General features: G+C 58.7%; 17 protein-coding genes. 12 read left to right on the forward strand and 5 right to left on the reverse strand.

Going from position 1 to position 15,855, the window contains the following annotated elements; translation table 11 throughout:
- Positions 1-78: 78 nt before the first annotated feature.
- Entirely contained in the window at positions 79-543 is a 465-nt protein-coding gene (locus HU722_RS14565; RefSeq protein ID WP_065873110.1) for an Lrp/AsnC family transcriptional regulator, read from the reverse strand.
- A gap of 135 nt (positions 544-678) precedes the next feature.
- Between HU722_RS14565 and HU722_RS14570 the strand changes: the two genes are divergently transcribed.
- Positions 679-1,719: a zinc-dependent alcohol dehydrogenase family protein gene (locus tag HU722_RS14570; protein WP_065890994.1), complete on the forward strand. Its 1,041-nt coding sequence runs from the start codon at positions 679-681 to the stop codon at positions 1,717-1,719.
- A gap of 90 nt (positions 1,720-1,809) precedes the next feature.
- On the opposite strand, the gene HU722_RS14575 is transcribed toward HU722_RS14570, so the two are convergent.
- The 3 genes from HU722_RS14575 to HU722_RS14585 all read right to left on the reverse strand — a co-directional run bounded on the left by HU722_RS14575 (position 1,810) and on the right by HU722_RS14585 (position 4,531).
- Entirely contained in the window at positions 1,810-2,172 is a 363-nt protein-coding gene (locus HU722_RS14575; protein ID WP_065873108.1) for a response regulator, read from the reverse strand.
- A 23-nt stretch (positions 2,173-2,195) separates the two neighbouring features.
- Positions 2,196-3,638, reverse strand: a complete 1,443-nt coding sequence (locus tag HU722_RS14580) for an ATPase domain-containing protein (protein WP_065890993.1) — start codon at positions 3,636-3,638, stop codon at positions 2,196-2,198.
- Positions 3,639-3,718: 80 nt separating this feature from the next.
- Positions 3,719-4,531, reverse strand: coding sequence for a DUF1206 domain-containing protein (locus HU722_RS14585; RefSeq protein WP_065873106.1), 813 nt, complete (start codon positions 4,529-4,531; stop codon positions 3,719-3,721).
- Between the two features lie 190 nt (positions 4,532-4,721).
- On the opposite strand from HU722_RS14585, the gene HU722_RS14590 reads away from it, so the two are divergent.
- Positions 4,722-4,970: a CsbD family protein gene (locus HU722_RS14590; RefSeq protein ID WP_065873105.1), complete on the forward strand. Its 249-nt coding sequence runs from the start codon at positions 4,722-4,724 to the stop codon at positions 4,968-4,970.
- Between the two features lie 90 nt (positions 4,971-5,060).
- Entirely contained in the window at positions 5,061-5,573 is a 513-nt protein-coding gene (locus tag HU722_RS14595; protein WP_202895314.1) for a GNAT family N-acetyltransferase, read from the forward strand.
- 58 nt (positions 5,574-5,631) lie between these two features.
- On the opposite strand, the gene HU722_RS14600 is transcribed toward HU722_RS14595, so the two are convergent.
- On the reverse strand, positions 5,632-6,258 hold the full coding sequence (locus HU722_RS14600) for a DUF1349 domain-containing protein (protein WP_065873104.1): 627 nt from the start codon (positions 6,256-6,258) through the stop codon (positions 5,632-5,634).
- Positions 6,259-6,894: 636 nt separating this feature from the next.
- On the opposite strand from HU722_RS14600, the gene HU722_RS14605 reads away from it, so the two are divergent.
- The 9 genes from HU722_RS14605 to HU722_RS14645 are packed head-to-tail and all read left to right on the forward strand — an operon-like array spanning position 6,895 to position 15,225.
- Positions 6,895-7,806: a methyl-accepting chemotaxis protein gene (locus tag HU722_RS14605; protein ID WP_225930702.1), complete on the forward strand. Its 912-nt coding sequence runs from the start codon at positions 6,895-6,897 to the stop codon at positions 7,804-7,806.
- Between the two features lie 9 nt (positions 7,807-7,815).
- Positions 7,816-8,184 (forward strand): response regulator, encoded by a 369-nt coding sequence (locus tag HU722_RS14610; RefSeq protein WP_065873103.1) that lies wholly within the window; start codon positions 7,816-7,818, stop codon positions 8,182-8,184.
- Between the two features lie 22 nt (positions 8,185-8,206).
- Positions 8,207-8,494 carry an STAS domain-containing protein gene (locus tag HU722_RS14615; protein ID WP_065873102.1) on the forward strand — a complete coding sequence of 96 codons (288 nt, stop codon included), beginning with the start codon at positions 8,207-8,209 and terminating at the stop codon, positions 8,492-8,494.
- Positions 8,495-8,535: 41 nt separating this feature from the next.
- Complete coding sequence (locus HU722_RS14620; protein ID WP_065890992.1) at positions 8,536-10,572, forward strand: chemotaxis protein CheA; 2,037 nt, start codon at positions 8,536-8,538, stop codon at positions 10,570-10,572.
- A 29-nt stretch (positions 10,573-10,601) separates the two neighbouring features.
- Positions 10,602-12,260 carry a methyl-accepting chemotaxis protein gene (locus tag HU722_RS14625; RefSeq protein WP_065890991.1) on the forward strand — a complete coding sequence of 553 codons (1,659 nt, stop codon included), beginning with the start codon at positions 10,602-10,604 and terminating at the stop codon, positions 12,258-12,260.
- Positions 12,261-12,297: 37 nt separating this feature from the next.
- The gene (locus HU722_RS14630; protein WP_065873099.1) at positions 12,298-12,837 is read left to right on the forward strand and encodes a chemotaxis protein CheW; all 540 of its coding nucleotides are present in this window, start codon (positions 12,298-12,300) and stop codon (positions 12,835-12,837) included.
- A gap of 9 nt (positions 12,838-12,846) precedes the next feature.
- Positions 12,847-13,656 (forward strand): CheR family methyltransferase, encoded by an 810-nt coding sequence (locus HU722_RS14635; RefSeq protein WP_065873098.1) that lies wholly within the window; start codon positions 12,847-12,849, stop codon positions 13,654-13,656.
- Positions 13,653-14,186: a chemoreceptor glutamine deamidase CheD gene (gene cheD, locus HU722_RS14640; RefSeq protein ID WP_065873097.1), complete on the forward strand. Its 534-nt coding sequence runs from the start codon at positions 13,653-13,655 to the stop codon at positions 14,184-14,186. The genes HU722_RS14635 and cheD overlap by 4 nt, the downstream gene beginning before the upstream one ends.
- A complete protein-coding gene (locus HU722_RS14645) occupies positions 14,149-15,225 on the forward strand; it encodes a protein-glutamate methylesterase/protein-glutamine glutaminase (RefSeq protein ID WP_065880512.1) in 1,077 nt (358 codons plus the stop codon). Before cheD ends, HU722_RS14645 begins: the two co-directional genes overlap by 38 nt.
- Positions 15,226-15,855: the final 630 nt, after the last annotated feature.

Consider the following 15,855-nt stretch of genomic DNA (forward strand, 5'->3'; position numbering starts at 1 on the left):
GGTGCGAGATTAACACGCCAGGAAACAGGGGATTATGACGTTTAAGGCAGGCGTATGCGTTTAACGCATACGGCCTCTTCAAAGCAGCGGCAAACGGTTGATCACCTTCATCTCGCGCAGCGAGATATTTGAGCGGATGTTGAACACGCCTGGTAGCTTGCGCAGCACTTTCTCGACGAATCGGCTGTAGTCATCAAGGTCTTTAGCGACGACCTGCAACAGGAAGTCGGCTTCTCCTGTGGTGTTGTAACAGGCGAGCACATTCGGGCTGTCCAGAATGATCGCTTCGAACTGCGCGGTCACATCTTCGCCATGCTGGGTACACGCGATCTGTACGAACGCCATGACGCCGATACCGAGTTTGCGACGATTGAGTACCGCCTGAAAACCCTCGATGACCCCAGACTCTTCAAGCCGTTTTTGCCGCCTCCAGCAGGAGGCCTCGCTCATCGCCAATTGCTCGGCCAATTTTGCATTGGACAGCTTTCCATCCCGTTGTAGACGGTCGGCAATTTCAAGGTCGACTTTATCGAGTTTTTCCACAGTGAAAGATCCTTTCAGCAGACCCGCAGGCCAAATCAGTTTCTTGCAGAACTTACTGTAATAGCGCCTTTATAAGAAAGGTAAATTCATAAGATCAACGCATAATGAATGAACACTTCAAATTAAGGGGGTTCTATGAAGGCCGTGGTCTACGAAGCATTTTCAGCACCGCCCACGCTGCAGGTGGTTGCCGACCCGGCACCGGAAGCACATGGCGTCGTCGTAAAAGTAATGGCCACCGGCGTGTGCCGGAGCGATTGGCATGGGTGGGTCGGGCACGATGCGGACATCGAGCTGCCGCATGTGCCCGGGCATGAATTGGCGGGCATTGTCGAGGCCGTGGGCAAGGATGTCGTGAAGTGGAAAATCGGCGATCGCGTCACCGTTCCGTTCGTGGGTGGCTGCGGCGCCTGCCCACAGTGCAATGTGGGTCACCAGCAAGTCTGTGACAGCCAATTTCAACCCGGCTTCACACACTGGGGGTCGTTCGCCGAATACGTATCGATTCATCAGGCAGACCTCAATCTGGTTGCCCTGCCTGACGCTATGGAATATGCCACCGCCGCCAGTCTGGGTTGCCGTTTTGTCACGTCGTTCCGAGCGGTCGTGGATCAAGGCAAAACCACCGCAGGCCAATGGGTGGCGGTGCACGGCTGTGGTGGCGTGGGTTTATCCGCCGTGATGATCGCCAATGCATTGGGCGCCAATGTGATCGCGATCGACATTGCCCAGGACAAGCTTGATCTGGCTCAGTCGCTGGGTGCGGCGGTGACTGTGAATGCCAGTCAAGTCGATGATGTAGTGGGCGCCGTGATGGAGATCAGCGGCGGCGGGGTGCATGTGTCCCTGGATGCCCTGGGACACCCGACGACGTGCTTCAACTCCATTAGCAACCTGCGCAAACGCGGCAAGCACGTCCAGGTTGGCTTGATGCTGGGCGGTAATAACACGCCCATCGTGCCCATGAGCACTGTGATCGCCAAGGAACTTGAGATCCTGGGCAGCCACGGTATGCAGGCTCACCGGTACGATGCGATGTTTGCGATGATCAAGTCCGGAAAACTGTCTCCGCAGCGACTGATAGGGCGCACCATCAGCTTGGAACAGTCCATAGACGCGTTAATGAATATGGACAGGTTCGAAGTTGCCGGTGTCACTGTGATTACGCAGTTTTGATCAACTAGAGCGCCCATCCAGCCTGATAAGCGCGCAGGCAGGAGGAGGGCGCCGTCGCCGCATCGCCGACACCTGCCAAAGGTTCGGCATTCAAGCTGGGGTCAACAGGCGCCGTACTTCGGCGATGATCAAATCAATCTTGAAGGGCTTATCCAGCACAGCATCAAACAAGTCTGATCTTTCCATGCCGACATGGGCTTGCGCACCACTCACCAGAATAATAGGCAAGTGATTGAGCGACGGCAGCGCACGTACGGCCGTTGCGAACTCGAGTCCGTCCATAACGGGCATCATGAAGTCGGTAATGATCAACGCTGGCCGTTCCCGCTCCAGCACTTCAAGGCCTTTGCGACCATTACCGGCCTTCACGACCATGAATCCTTCATCCTCCAGCGCATAGCCGAGAATATCGGCGATCAAGTATTCGTCGTCGACGACAAGGATGGTGGACATGTCAATTCAACCTAACCAAGTACTTATGATGCTGAGCCTGGTAGCGCAGAGTGTGCGGGAACTGAGGATGCATGTCGGGAAACCTTTCTCAGTTCAACGGTTTGGTCACGGACGACCACCTCCAGCAATGAGGTGTCATAGAAGCTGTCTCTCACTTTAAGAATGGAAAGCGTCCTCTTTAGTTCAAGTTGAATTTCCTGGAAGCGCATCAGCATCAGGTTGTCGGCGATGCTGGACAGTTCAGAGGCGGGCGCGCTGACCTCGGAGCCGACAAGGTCGTGGATCTCGATGGATGCAAATACCGTGACGCCCCTGGAACGCAGCTCGTTCATCAGAGCGCTGTAGAAGTCGGTGATGCGCGCGGGGTTATTCGACACGCGGGTCATCCCGCTCAAGCTGTCGATGAACAGACGCTTGATGCCTTTCTCCTCGACCACGCGCAACAAGCGTGCACCTAGCCCGTCGAGCAAACCTTCGGTAGTCGGTTGCCAGGCGATCGTCAGCGCGCCACTGTCTTCCAGCTGCTTTATATCGATGCCCAACGATTCGCCTTTCAGGCGCAAGCGCTGCGGGCTTTCATAGAAACCAAAGTGCAGGCCCGGCGACTCTACCGTTGATTCAGCCAGAAACTTGAGGCCCAAGGTGGTCTTGCCGATCCCTGATGGCCCCATCACCAGCGTGACGCTGGAGCGGTGCAGGCCGCCATTCAGGATGTCATCCAACGACCCGATGCCACTGGGGATACGCGTGAGGTCGGCGTTGTCGTGTGAAGACGGGTAGCTATAGAGGCTTTCCAGGCGCGGATAGACCATCAGGCCGTCGTCAGTGATTTCACACTCATGCAGGCCGGTCAGGGCGCCGCTGCCTCGGGTCTTGCGCAATTGAATACGCCGGACCGAACGCGTACCGAACAACTCCTCACCCATTTCGATTACACCGTCGACCATCGTGTGCTCGGGGCTACCGTCATCCAATCGCGAGCTGGTCAGGAACAGGACGGTGCAACCGGCAAAGGCGGCGTGACCTTGCAGTTCAGAAATGAATTTCTTGGTATCGATCGGGGAGTCGGCTTTGGAGCGGGCGTTGAGTAAACCGTCTACGACCAAGACCGTGGCCTTCTGCCGGCTGATTTCGCGCCGTAGCAGCTTGACCACTTCATCAAGACCTTCGTTTTCCAGTGTGTCAAACGCGCTGACGAACTGAATTTCCGCGCCCACCCGGGCTGCGTCAAAGAAGCTCAAGGTCGACAGGAACTGGAACAGCCGGTCATGGGACTCGGCCAACAGCGTGGCAACCAAGACACGCCCGCCGTTGCGCGCATGGTGGAACCCAAGCTGGTTGGCCAGAATGGTTTTGCCGGACCCAGGGCGACCCTGAATGATATAGGAGGCCCCAGCGACCAGTCCGCCCTTGAGGAGGACATCCAACCCTTCGATTCCGCTTTGAAGGCGATTTAGCTTTTCCACAGTACGACCCTGATCGTTAAACCCAATGGGCAGGATGCTAACGCCATTCGAGCGTTGGGGCCATTCAGGATTTGCATAACCTACGCTTTCGGTACTCCTGGCACATCCATATTTATCCTGCGCCAAAACGCTTCAGAAAAACTGTAAACCGAGAAAGCAATCAGCCCCAAGGCCATCACCATCAAAATCAACCATCCACCCGGAAGGTTCTGGAGCGCGTCGAGCGCTTCCTTCATACCAGGTGGGTCCATGGCTTGATAGGTAGAACCGCTGACTGCCAGTAGTAGCGCAATTTCTATAAACACGACGCCACGTGCCATGAGACCGAACCGAGACACTGGCCGGACGTAGCGCATGACATCTTCATCGGCATTAAAGTATTTCTCGAACGACGCCTTCCATCCCTTAATGATGTGAGCCACTCCAACGCCAAGTGGAAGGAGGGCGATCAGGTACACCAACACGTTCGAGTACTCCCAAGACAACAGATGCGCCAGCCAATCTTTGGTTTGCCCTCCGGAATTGCCCGAGCTTCGAATGCCGCTCATGAGGAGGCCGAGTGCAAAAAACGCTAAAGCACCGTTGACGACACCTCCGGAAAACAGGCCCGCTCGAATAACCAAACCCTTGAGTTCTGTGCCGTGATGATCGACATCACGCGTCGCTTGCAGGACACGCCAACCTGCAAAAGCGAGCAGACCTGCCACCACAAGCCCAACCAAAAAATAGCCGAACGGCTGGCCTAGCAAGGCTTCCAGGCTCTTATGGCTGTCCTTCGGTTTTGTCGAATCGTGTGCTGCCAGCAGCGCGAAGATACCGATGATCAAATAAAGCACGCCCCGAGCGGCGTATCCGCCGCGAGCGAGTACTACAAGGCTGTGTTGCGTGGACATTGGATCTATTCCCAAGAGTGATACAAGAGCAGACCCATCTTGCCGGGAGGGGTTCGATTGAGGCGATGCCTCTTTCGATGCTCATCAACGTTGAACTTATCAAGGTGCTCATCCCCCTAAAGCAGTGCAGATGACCTCTCGTTCAGGTTGACCTGGATATACCCACTTACTCGCAAAGATTTGGTGATTTATGAAGCGTGAACAAGTAGAAGGTGTTGCAGAAAAAGTTGCTGGGAAGGCACAGAGTGTCGTCGGGAAACTGTTTGGTGATTCGAAGCTTGAAGCTGAAGGCGCTGGACGCCAAGCTGCCGGTCAACTGACCCAAACTTATGGAGATGCACTGGACAGCGTATCTACGTTTGTTAAAGAGAAACCGGTTGCCGCACTTGCAATTGGTGCAGTTGCGCTCTTGGTTCTAGACCGTCTCTTGCGCCGCTGATTCAGACCAGCAGGCGTATAACGTCTTTTGGTTGCGGTGGCCCCGTATTGACGGTTTCCACCGCAATGAAATCTCTGGAAAAAAGATAGTATGGAAATGTCAGACGTTAAGCTTGCCCGGGTAACGCGCAAAGATGTTGACGAGCTTCTACACGCAAATCGGGAAAGCCGGGAATATCATGGCTGCTGGGTACAGCCGTTCACAACCGCTGCGGGGTTCGAGGAGTGGTATTCGGCTCAAATCATAGGCGCAAGCGTTGGGCTAGTGGCCCGCGATAGAGAATCTGGCCACATTGTCGGAGTCACCCATCTGAGCCAGATCTTCTATAAAGGATTTCAAAACGCCTATCTCAGCTACTGGGGCATGGTCTCGTTTGCTGGGACTGGAAGAATGTCCCAGGCGGTCGAGTTGACAACGATGTATGCCTTTGAGGAGTTAGGGCTTCACCGTATCGAAGCCAATATTCAACCTGAAAATGTGCGATCAATAGCTCTGGTCAAACGTCTCGGATTTCAGAAAGAGGGGTTTTCTCCGAAATACCTTCAGATCGCCGGGGTCTGGTGCGATCACGAGCGCTGGGCACTTCTGGCCGATGAGCGCTAATCGTGCGGGGTTTCCGTTGCGGGACTTCCTTGCTTGACTTGTATGCTCGGCATATTGGCTAGCTCAAATCATGCAGGTCTTTCCCGATAGGCTGACTCAAAGACCATTCAGAAAACTTTACCCGCAACCCTTGCCGTTCCGGTGTGCAGCACATGGGGCCAACTGTATAGCTTTGCGCTTCTGGAAATGGTGCAAGCCTGAGCAATGGCCAAGTCACGCCATCCGTTGAATACTGCAAGCGTAGCGCTCCATCGGAAATGGTTAAGCGAAGCCAAAAATCATTTGGGTTACCGGTGAAGCAGCTAGGCGCCCAGTCCGACCGGCCTTTGGTCAGGACGCTACTGATCATTGGCATTCCATCGTTATATTCTATCCCTGCCTTGAGCCAAGTCTCCTCATTGAGCCTGACCATAATGCCCGCCTGATCATAGAGCTCGCGAAAATCGGCGTTAACTCTGACCTGAGCCGTAAAGCTTCCTGATGTTGCAAACCCTAAGAAATGTCCGCTGTCGCGTATGAATCCGTAGTGCGTTTCACGCCAGAAGTCGGTTTGTGAACCGGTAACCACCTCCAAGGTGCCGTCAGTAAAGGCTTGGCAAAAGCTCGGCTTGTTCAGCCAATTGGCCGTTCGCCAAACTGACGCATCAATGTCCTGACTGACCTCTACAGTCTGCTTCCTATCCATCCTGTCACCTCCACAATTTATTGGGTGGGTCTGCGTTGCAAACTACTGACGAGCCTGAGATTACTGGCTCAATGCTCTAAAAGTTAACGCGACTGTTCATCGATTGATGTTTATAGACCTGGTCTCCTCGACATCCCTAGCCTCGCCGCCTCGACCTCCCACGATCCCAGTCCAGAGGCTAATGGATGCTCGTTCAAAAAAACATGCTTTGGGACCTGGTTGAAATCTGGCAGAAACCAGACGGAAGGCACATTGGATATCTAAAGTTGTTACGCACAGGGCAGATAACTCCTATGTCGTTTATATCCGCAACAAAGTTCAAGGATCGAACCCATGACCCCGCGCCAATCTATCCGCATCACCCCTCCCGGTCATCCGCGTTTTCGCTGGTTCGCTTTCATTCCAGTCGTACCGGCCGTGATTTGGACACTCGTGCAATCAACCTCTGCGGCCAATCTGGCGGCCTGCGCGGTACTGGTGCTGATCGGCCTCGGTGCCTGCGCCTGGAGCGCGAGTTCGCAGCGTGACGCAGTACAGCTGGGCGTTGCGCGGGCGCAGGCGGATCTGGCCGACGCCGACGCGGCGCGCACCGGCATGGCCTCCCGGACACAGCTCGATGAGGTGTTGCTGGGCGCCATGCCGATCTGGGCCAAGCAGGTGGAAAGCTCGCGCCATCAGACCGAAGAAGCGATTGTGAGCCTGGCTAACCGGTTTACCGGGATCGCCGCGCGCTTGCAGGAAACGGTACAAGCCTCGCAGCACGCTGCCGGTGAACTGGATGGCGACGCCGCCGACGGGGCGCTTGAGGCGCTGGCCCGCAGTGACAGTGAACTGAGCCAGGTGATCAATTCGCTCAAGGCCACTCAAAGCAGCCGTGACCAAACCCTGGCCCAGGTCCGCAGCCTGACCGCCTACACTGGCGAACTGCGCACCATGGCCGCTGATGTGGCGGCGATTGCCGCACAAACCAACCTGCTGGCCCTCAACGCAGCCATCGAAGCGGCGCGTGCCGGTGAGGCCGGTCGCGGCTTTGCGGTGGTGGCCGACGCGGTGCGCAGCCTGTCGAGCAAATCCAGTGAAACCGGCCAGCAGATGTCGGCCAAGGTTGACATCATCAATAGCGCCATTACGCAATTGGTCCAGGCCGCGTCCAGCAGTGCCGACCAGGACAGCCATTCGGTGGCCGAGTCCGAAAACAGTATTCAAGTGGTGCTCGAACGCTTCCAGAACATCACCGGGCGCCTGGCCGAATCCGCCGACCTGCTCAAGCAGGAAAGCTACGGCATCCGGGATGAGATGACCGAAGTGTTGGTGAACCTGCAATTCCAGGACCGGGTCAGCCAGATCCTCAGCCACGTACGAGACAACATGCACGCCCTGCATGAGCACCTCCTGCAGGCCAGCCGGGCCCCGGACCAGGCCGTGGCCGTCGACGCCCGCCAATGGCTGGCGCGCATGGAAGCCACCTACGCCACCGACGAGCAACGGCGCCTCCATCATGGAGAGGCGGCCGTGCAGCAGAATTCTCAAGACATCACCTTCTTTTAGGAGCACATCATGGCGAAGAATGTATTAGTGGTCGACGACTCCAGCAGCGTGCGGCAAGTGGTCGGCATCGCCTTGAAAAGCGCCGGTTACGACGTCATCGAGGCCAGCGACGGCAAGGATGCACTGGGCAAGCTGACCGGCCAGAAAGTGCACTTGATCATCAGCGACGTGAACATGCCCAACATGGACGGCATCACCTTCGTCAAGGAGGTCAAGAAGCTGGCCAACTACAAGTTCACCCCGATCATCATGCTGACCACAGAGTCCCAGGAGTCGAAGAAGGCCGAGGGCCAGGCCGCTGGCGCCAAGGCCTGGGTGGTCAAGCCGTTCCAGCCTGCGCAGATGTTGGCAGCCGTGTCTAAACTGATCCTGCCTTGATCCCGGCGCCAGGGAGGCTCCCATGCCGATAACCACTGAAACAGTCGACGACACTGCCCACGTGCGCATTGACGGCGAGCTTACGATCTACACCGTAGCGGAACTGGCGGGGGCGCTGCTGCCGCAGATGGGCGCGGCACCCCGCCTGGAACTGGACCTGTCTGAGGTCACGGAAATGGATGGCGCCGGCTTGCAGTTGCTCGCGGTCATCCGGCGTGAAGCCGGCATCGCCGGTACCGCCTTGAGCGTGACCGGCCAGAGCCAGGTGGTCATGCAGACGCTCCAACTGTGTCGCAGCGCGGCCTCGTAGTCAGCGCTTCCCACGTTTTTTGATCGACAAGGAAAGTCCCGGTGAGCATCAATCTCGATCAGGCACAGCAGACATTCATCGTAGAGGCACGCGAGCTGTTGCAGGCCATGGAGCAATCCCTGCTGCAATTGGAAAGCGAGCCCGGCGACCAGGATGCCATTGGCGCGATTTTCCGCGCCGCACACACCATCAAGGGTTCGGCGGGCCTTTTCGGCCTGGCGTCGATCGTGGGGTTCACGCATATCGTCGAAGACGTGCTTGACCGCCTGCGCGAAGGCAATGTGGCGGTGGACGCCGCATTGATCGCGCTGCTGCTCAAGTGCGGCGATCACATGCTCGAACTGGTCGAAGTGGTCGCCAACCGCGGTGAAGCGCCGACGCCTGCGGCTCTGGAGCGCGGTGAGGCATTGCGCGAGGCGCTGAGTGCCTATCAGCCGATGCGAACCGCCACTGCCATCGTCGAAACCGCTGAGGTGGCCGACGACGCGGCGGTCGAAGTGCTCTGGCACATCTCCCTGCGCTTCGGCGTGGATGTGTTCCGTAATGGCATGGACCCGCTGTCATTTCTGCGCTACCTCGAGACCTTGGGGCAGATGATGCAGGTCACCACACTGACCGACAGCATCCCGCCCATGGACAGCTGGGACCCGGAAAGCTGCTACCTGGGTTTCGAGATCGACCTGCGCTCGACCGCCGGCCACGCCACCCTCAACGAAGTATTCGACTTTGTGCGTGACGACTGTGAAGTGCACATCAGTGCCGTCGACGAAGCGCCCGCCAGCACGGCGGCCATCGCTGGCGAGTTGGTCACGCCGGTCGAGCCGGGCCTTGTGACCGCCGCACCGCAGCGTCCGGCAGCCAGCGAGGCGAAACCCCGCGACGGCAATTACGTACGCGTCAACGCCGACAAGCTCGACGAGTTGATCAATTTGGTCGGCGAGCTGGTCATCGCCAGCGCCGGCGCGAGCCTGCTGGCCCGTTCCTGTAACAACGACCCCTTGCAAGAGGCCACCTCGACGGTATCGGGGCTGGTGGAAGAGATTCTCGATGGCGCCCTGCATTTGCGCATGATCCCGATCGGCGATACGTTCAACCGCTTTCGCCGCGTGGTGCGCGATATCAGCCAGGAGCTGGGCAAGGACATCGAACTGAGCATCAGCGGCGCGGAGACCGAACTGGACAAGACCGTGGTCGAGAAGATCGGCGACCCGCTGATGCACCTGTTGCGCAACGCCATGGACCACGGTATCGAAAGCGCCGATGCGCGGCGTGCGGCCGGCAAGTCGGCCAAGGGCCACTTGAGCCTCAATGCCTACCATGACTCGGGGAGCATCGTCATCGAGATCGCCGACGACGGTGCCGGGCTCAACCGCGAACGCATCTTGCAAAAGGCCCAGGAACGCGGGCTGGTGGCCGGCGGTGCGGTGCTCACCGACCAGGAGATCTACAACCTGATCTTCGAAGCGGGGTTCTCCACCGCAGAGGCCGTGACCAACCTGTCCGGGCGCGGCGTCGGCATGGACGTGGTCAAGCGCAATATCACCTTGTTGCGCGGCACTGTCGACCTCGACAGCCGCGCAGGGCAGGGCACCGTGGTGCGCATTCGCTTGCCGCTGACCCTGGCGATCATCAATGGGTTCCTGGTCGGCATCGACCAGTCCACCTACGTGATTCCCCTGGACATGGTCCAGGAATGTATCGAGCTGGATGAACACCAGCGCCAGTCCAGCCGCGACACGGGCTATCTGGATCTGCGTGGCGAGGTGTTGCCGCTGGTGCACTTGCGTGAGCACTTCAGCCATGAAGGCCCTGTTGGCCGACGCCAGAATGTGGTGGTGGTGCGCTACGCCGAGCATAAGGCCGGGCTGGTGGTGGATGACCTGCTCGGTGAGTTCCAGACCGTGATCAAACCCTTGGGCAAGTTGTTCGGCGCACTGCGCGGCATCAGCGGCTCGACCATATTGGGCAGCGGCGCGGTGGCCCTGATCCTGGATGTACCGGCACTGCTCAACCAAATCGTACACCTGGAAGCCCGCACGACCCAGGCGCCTCAGTCGCTACCGGTCGTCGCCCGCTGACGTATTTGCAATTCCATGGAGGTTCCCCGATGAAATGGTTCTACGATCTTAAAATTTCCACCAAGTTGATCTGCTCATTCCTGGTGGTCCTGGCGCTCACCGGGGCCATGGGCGGCTTCGCCGTCCTTCAGCTCGGTGCCGTCAACCAGGCCGCCCAGGACATCAAGGGCAACTGGATGCCCTCCATGCGCGCAGCGGCAGGCATGCGTTTTTTTGCCGCCAACTACCGCTTGAAAGAAAACCGCCACATCGGTACCGAGATTGCAGAGGAGAAGGCCCAGGCCGAACGCGAAGCCATCGACGCGCGCCAACAGTTCGAAACCCGCATGGGCACCTACGAGCAATTGCTGTCGAACGATGAAGATCGACAGCTCCTGGCCAGCGTGAAAAGCGCTTGGGACGCCTACCTGGCATCCAGCAAGCAGTTGCTCGAGTTTTCCCGGCAGAACCAGGAAGCCCAGGCGCGCGGTTTGCTCAGGGGAGAGTCCAAGAGCCATTTTGATGAGGTGACCACTCGCCTGCAGAAAATGGTCGAGCTCAATGACGCCGGCGCGACTGCCGCCGGTGACAAGGGCTCGGCGCTGTATGAAAGCGCACGCGTGTCGATTATCGCGGTACTGGTCGCGGCCCTGTTGATCGGCCTGGGCCTGGCGGTATTCATCGCACGGATCATTTCCCGCCCGTTGCGCCAAGCCGCGAGCGCCGCCGAGCAATTGGCCGAAGGCAACCTCAATGCGCACATCGAGCCGGGTGGGAAAGATGAAACCGGCATGGTGCTCAACGCCATGCGCAATATGGTCGGCAAGCTGGCGCATATCATCGGCGAAGTGCGTAACGCCGCCGATAACCTGGCCAGTGCCTCCGAGGAGGTCAGCGCCACCGCGCAATCGATGAGCCAGGCCACCAGTGAGCAGGCCGCCAGCGTCGAGGAAACCAGTGCGTCGGTCGAGCAGATGAGCGCCAGCATCAACCAGAACACCGAAAACGCCAAGGTCACCGATGGCATGGCCAGCAAGGCCGCCAAGGAAGCCACCGAGGGTGGCGAATCGGTCCAGCAGACGGTGGTGGCGATGAAAAAAATCGCCCAGCGCATCAGCATCATCGATGACATTGCCTACCAGACCAATCTGCTCGCGCTCAATGCCGCCATCGAGGCTGCTCGGGCCGGCGAGCACGGCAAGGGTTTCGCCGTGGTAGCCGCCGAAGTGCGCAAGCTGGCTGAACGCAGCCAAGTAGCCGCCCAAGAGATCGGTGAACTGTCCTCCAGCAGCGTGGACATGGCCGAGAAAGCCGGCAAGTTGCTCGACGAAATGGTGCCTTCCATCAACAAGACGTCCGACCTTGTGCAGGAAATCAGCGCCGCGTCCGAGGAACAGGCCGCCGGTGTCGCGCAGATCAACACCGCGATGACCCAGCTCAACCAGGTGACCCAGCAAAATGCCTCGAGCAGCGAGGAACTGGCGGCCACGGCCGAGGAAATGAGCAGCCAGGCCGAGCAACTGCAGCAGGCCATGAGCTTCTTCGTGCTGGATTCGGCGCCCAAGGCCGCGGTTCAAAGCAGCAGCGTGGACAGCCCGGGCAGCAAGCCCAACCGTCAGGCACCACGCCCGAAACCACCGGCGCAGCGCAAGGCGTTCGCCTACACCATGGCCAGTGCCCCGGACGAAGCAGATTTCACCCGCTTCTGATCGCACGATCAATACGGGCCTTACTAGGGAGAGTGACATGGGCGCAGTAATGACGAACCGGCAGACCGCGGTGGCGGTAGATGAGGATGCGCAGTACCTGACCTTTATGCTCGGCGGCGAAATGTTCGCCATCGGCATTCTGGGGATCAAGGAAATTATTGAATACGGCAGCCTGACCGTGGTGCCGATGATGCCTGCTTTTGTGCGCGGGGTGATCAACCTGCGCGGCGCGGTGGTGCCGGTGGTCGACCTGTCGGCGCGCTTTGGGCGGGCCAACTCGGCGATCACGCGGCGCTCCTGCGTGATCATCATCGAAGCGAGTACCGAAGATGGTCAGCCCCAGGACATCGGGCTGCTGGTCGATACGGTGTCTGCCGTGAGGGAGATCCCGGCCACGCAGATCGAACCGCCACCCAACTTCGGCGCGCGAATTCGCGCCGATTTCATCAGCGGCATGGCCAAGGTCGACGGCAAGTTCGTGATCGTGCTGGAGGTGGACAGGGTGCTGTCTATCGATGAGATGTCCAGCCTCGCCGAGGCCGGCCAGGCGCCGGCCCTCGACCTCGACCCGCGTTGAGACCCGACCATGCAAGACACTGTCTCCATCGACGACCGTGAATTCGGTCAGTTCCAGACCTGGCTGTACCGCGCGGCCGGCATCAACCTGTCGCCGGCCAAGAAAGCCCTGGTGGCCGGGCGCCTGTTCAAGCGCCTCAAGCACTATGAGCTGCAGAGCTATGGTGAGTATTTCAAGCTGATCATGAATGACCAGCGCAAGGGCGAATTGCAGGTTGCGCTGGATTTGCTGACCACCAACGAAACCTATTTTTTTCGCGAGCCCAAGCACTTCGACTTCCTGCGTCAGCAGGTGCTGCCCCAGGCCGTGCCGGGCAAGGTGTTTCGCGTGTGGAGCGCGGCCAGTTCCTCGGGCGAAGAGCCCTACAGCCTGGCGATGACCCTGGCCGAAAGCCTCGGCAGCACGCCCTGGGAAGTTGTCGGCTCGGACATCAGCTCCCAAGTGCTGGCCAAGGCGCGCACCGGCCATTACTCCATGGAACGCACCGAGACATTGCCCCAGCCGCTGCTGGCCAAGTACTGCCTCAAGGGCATTGGTCGCCAGGAGGGCACCTTGCTGATCGACAAGGCCTTGCGTAGCCGCGTCAATTTTGTCCAGGTCAACCTTAACGAAGCGCTGCCCGCCCTGGGAGAGTTCGAGGTGATCTTCCTGCGCAACGTGATGATTTATTTCGACCAGCAGACCAAGAGCCAGGTAATCGCGCGCCTGCTGCCGCTGCTCAGACCCGGCGGCTACTTGATCATCAGTCACTCGGAAAGCCTCCACGGCGTCAATGACACCCTGAAGCTGGTGGCACCGTCGATTTACCGCAAGCCATGAAAAAGCCTGTCGGTACGGCCGAAGTGGTATTAGCCCCTGGGCAGGTCAGCTTTGCGACGCAGTCGACGCGCCTGCGCACCTTGCTCGGTTCCTGCGTGGCGATCACCTTTTGGCACCCGCAACGGCTGATCGGCGGCATGTGTCACTTCATGCTGCCGGGGCGCCTGCGCGACCACCAGCCCCTGGATGGCCGATATGCCGACGAAGCCCTGGAACTGCTGCTGCGCCACGCCGAGGTCAATGGCACGCATGCACGGGATTACCAGGTCAAGTTGTTCGGCGGCGGCAAGATGTTTCCCGAGCAGCAGCGCCGCCTGCCAACGCAGGACGTGGCCAGCCTGAATATTCGCGCAGCGCTGGCCCTTGCCGAGCACTATCACCTGCACCTGACAGCCCAGGACATGGGCAGTACCGGTTACCGCACGATCATGTTCGACCTGTGGAACGGCAACGTCTGGGTCCGGCACCAACCAATGGGAATAATTCAACAAGATGCCTACCAAAAAAATCAGTGTGCTGCTGGTCGATGACTCGGCCGTGGTGCGCCAGGTACTGCTGGCGATCCTCAGCGATACGCCGGATATTCACGTCATGGGCGCCGCCTCCGACCCGATTTTCGCCATGGACAAACTCGCCCGGGAATGGCCGGATGTGATCGTGCTGGACGTGGAAATGCCACGTATGGACGGCATCACCTTTCTCAAGAAAATCATGAGCGAGCGGCCGACACCGGTGGTGATCTGTTCCTCGCTGACCCAGAAAGGCGCGGAAACTTCCCTGCAGGCGCTGTCGGCGGGTGCTGTGGAAATCATCACCAAGCCCAGCACCGGGTTGAAGAGTTTCCTGATCGAGTCGGCGGCCGAGTTGGTTACCGCGATCCGCGCCGCAGCGAATTCCAACGTAAGGAACCTGGGCAAGCGAAGCGCCAGCCCGGCACGGGTCCCGGCCAGCAAGCTCAGTGCGGATGCGATCCTGCCTGCCGCCAATGGCCATGCCATGGCACAGACCACCGAGCGTATCGTCGCCATCGGCACGTCCACCGGCGGTACCCAAGCGTTGGAGGCGGTACTGACGGCATTGCCGAGGGTGTGCCCAGGCATGGTGATCGTGCAGCACATGCCAGAAAAATTCACCGCCTCGTTTGCCGAGCGCCTCAACAGCTTATGCGAGGTCGAGGTGCGCGAAGCGCGCAACAACGACCGCATCCTGCCTGGCCTGGCCCTGATCGCCCCTGGCGGCAAGCACCTGATGGTCACTCGCAGCGGCGCCTATTATCACGCCCAGGTCATTGATGGACCGTTGGTCAACCGGCACCGGCCATCAGTGGATGTGCTGTTTCGCTCGGTGGCCAAGTTCGCCGGCAAGAACGCCACCGGCATCATCATGACCGGCATGGGCGACGACGGCGCGCGCGGACTCAAAGAAATGCTTGAGGCCGGGGCCGCGACAGTCGCCCAGGACGAAGCCAGTTGCGTGGTGTTCGGCATGCCCAAGGAAGCCATCAAACTCAACGCCGCCCAGCGCATCATGGCACTGGAGGATATTCATCAAGCGATTTTGTATAAGTGAACTTGAGGCGCATGACACCTCCTGTGATTTATCGAACACCCTCTGAATGAGGGCACGAATGTAACGATCTGACAGGCCAGCTCGACCTCTGACCGTTGTGACTAGTGGAGTACTCTCCTTGTAAGACGGCAAAGGGGGAAGGGGGGAAGGGAGAGTGTGGTCCGATAACGCTTCAAGTAGGCTTCAATATATTCGTCTCGCACGCTAATTTTCGCGGCCTTGTTGCCCTTACCGACAACGTTGAACCACCCGTTTTCACCGTCGTACTTGAACGAACCCATCGTAGGCTTCCAGTTGTCCCAACCGACGAGATCAGAGATTCGGAGGTAGAGAGAGGGTGGCCACAATGAATAGCGTAGGCTCGTGCCTAGGATCCTCTGCAGCCATGACTTCTGCGGTCTCGATTACATAATTCCACTGGAGCGGAGTCAGCGCCTTACCAGGGCTGATCACCGTGTTGCGCTGCTTAAAGTTGGATTCTTGTTTGACGGACCGAATAGGATTGGCGTCAGTGGTCAGGCCTTCGTCGATTGTGTACTGGAAAAAACTGCCACAAACCCCATCGGGCCAGCACACCAAATGAGAGTGGCTGATGTGACCGGTAAGCAAAAATGATAAATATAAAAATTA

Source organism: Pseudomonas tritici, assembly GCF_014268275.3.
GTDB classification, from domain to species: domain Bacteria; phylum Pseudomonadota; class Gammaproteobacteria; order Pseudomonadales; family Pseudomonadaceae; genus Aquipseudomonas; species Aquipseudomonas tritici.

Bases quoted from the DNA above. Each gene is read 5' to 3' on its own strand.
- HU722_RS14585 (WP_065873106.1), bottom strand. From the start codon at position 4,531: ATGTCCACGCAACACAGCCTTGTAGTACTCGCTCGCGGCGGATACGCC.
- HU722_RS14590 (WP_065873105.1), top strand. From the start codon at position 4,722: ATGAAGCGTGAACAAGTAGAAGGTGTTGCAGAAAAAGTTGCTGGGAAG.
- HU722_RS14605 (WP_225930702.1), top strand. From the start codon at position 6,895: ATGCCGATCTGGGCCAAGCAGGTGGAAAGCTCGCGCCATCAGACCGAA.
- HU722_RS14645 (WP_065880512.1), top strand. From the start codon at position 14,149: ATGCCTACCAAAAAAATCAGTGTGCTGCTGGTCGATGACTCGGCCGTG.
- HU722_RS14610 (WP_065873103.1), top strand. From the start codon at position 7,816: ATGGCGAAGAATGTATTAGTGGTCGACGACTCCAGCAGCGTGCGGCAA.
- HU722_RS14600 (WP_065873104.1), bottom strand. From the start codon at position 6,258: ATGGATAGGAAGCAGACTGTAGAGGTCAGTCAGGACATTGATGCGTCA.
- HU722_RS14630 (WP_065873099.1), top strand. From the start codon at position 12,298: ATGGGCGCAGTAATGACGAACCGGCAGACCGCGGTGGCGGTAGATGAG.
- HU722_RS14595 (WP_202895314.1), top strand. From the start codon at position 5,061: ATGGAAATGTCAGACGTTAAGCTTGCCCGGGTAACGCGCAAAGATGTT.
- HU722_RS14635 (WP_065873098.1), top strand. From the start codon at position 12,847: ATGCAAGACACTGTCTCCATCGACGACCGTGAATTCGGTCAGTTCCAG.
- HU722_RS14615 (WP_065873102.1), top strand. From the start codon at position 8,207: ATGCCGATAACCACTGAAACAGTCGACGACACTGCCCACGTGCGCATT.
- HU722_RS14625 (WP_065890991.1), top strand. From the start codon at position 10,602: ATGAAATGGTTCTACGATCTTAAAATTTCCACCAAGTTGATCTGCTCA.
- HU722_RS14570 (WP_065890994.1), top strand. From the start codon at position 679: ATGAAGGCCGTGGTCTACGAAGCATTTTCAGCACCGCCCACGCTGCAG.
- cheD (WP_065873097.1), top strand. From the start codon at position 13,653: ATGAAAAAGCCTGTCGGTACGGCCGAAGTGGTATTAGCCCCTGGGCAG.
- HU722_RS14575 (WP_065873108.1), bottom strand. From the start codon at position 2,172: ATGTCCACCATCCTTGTCGTCGACGACGAATACTTGATCGCCGATATT.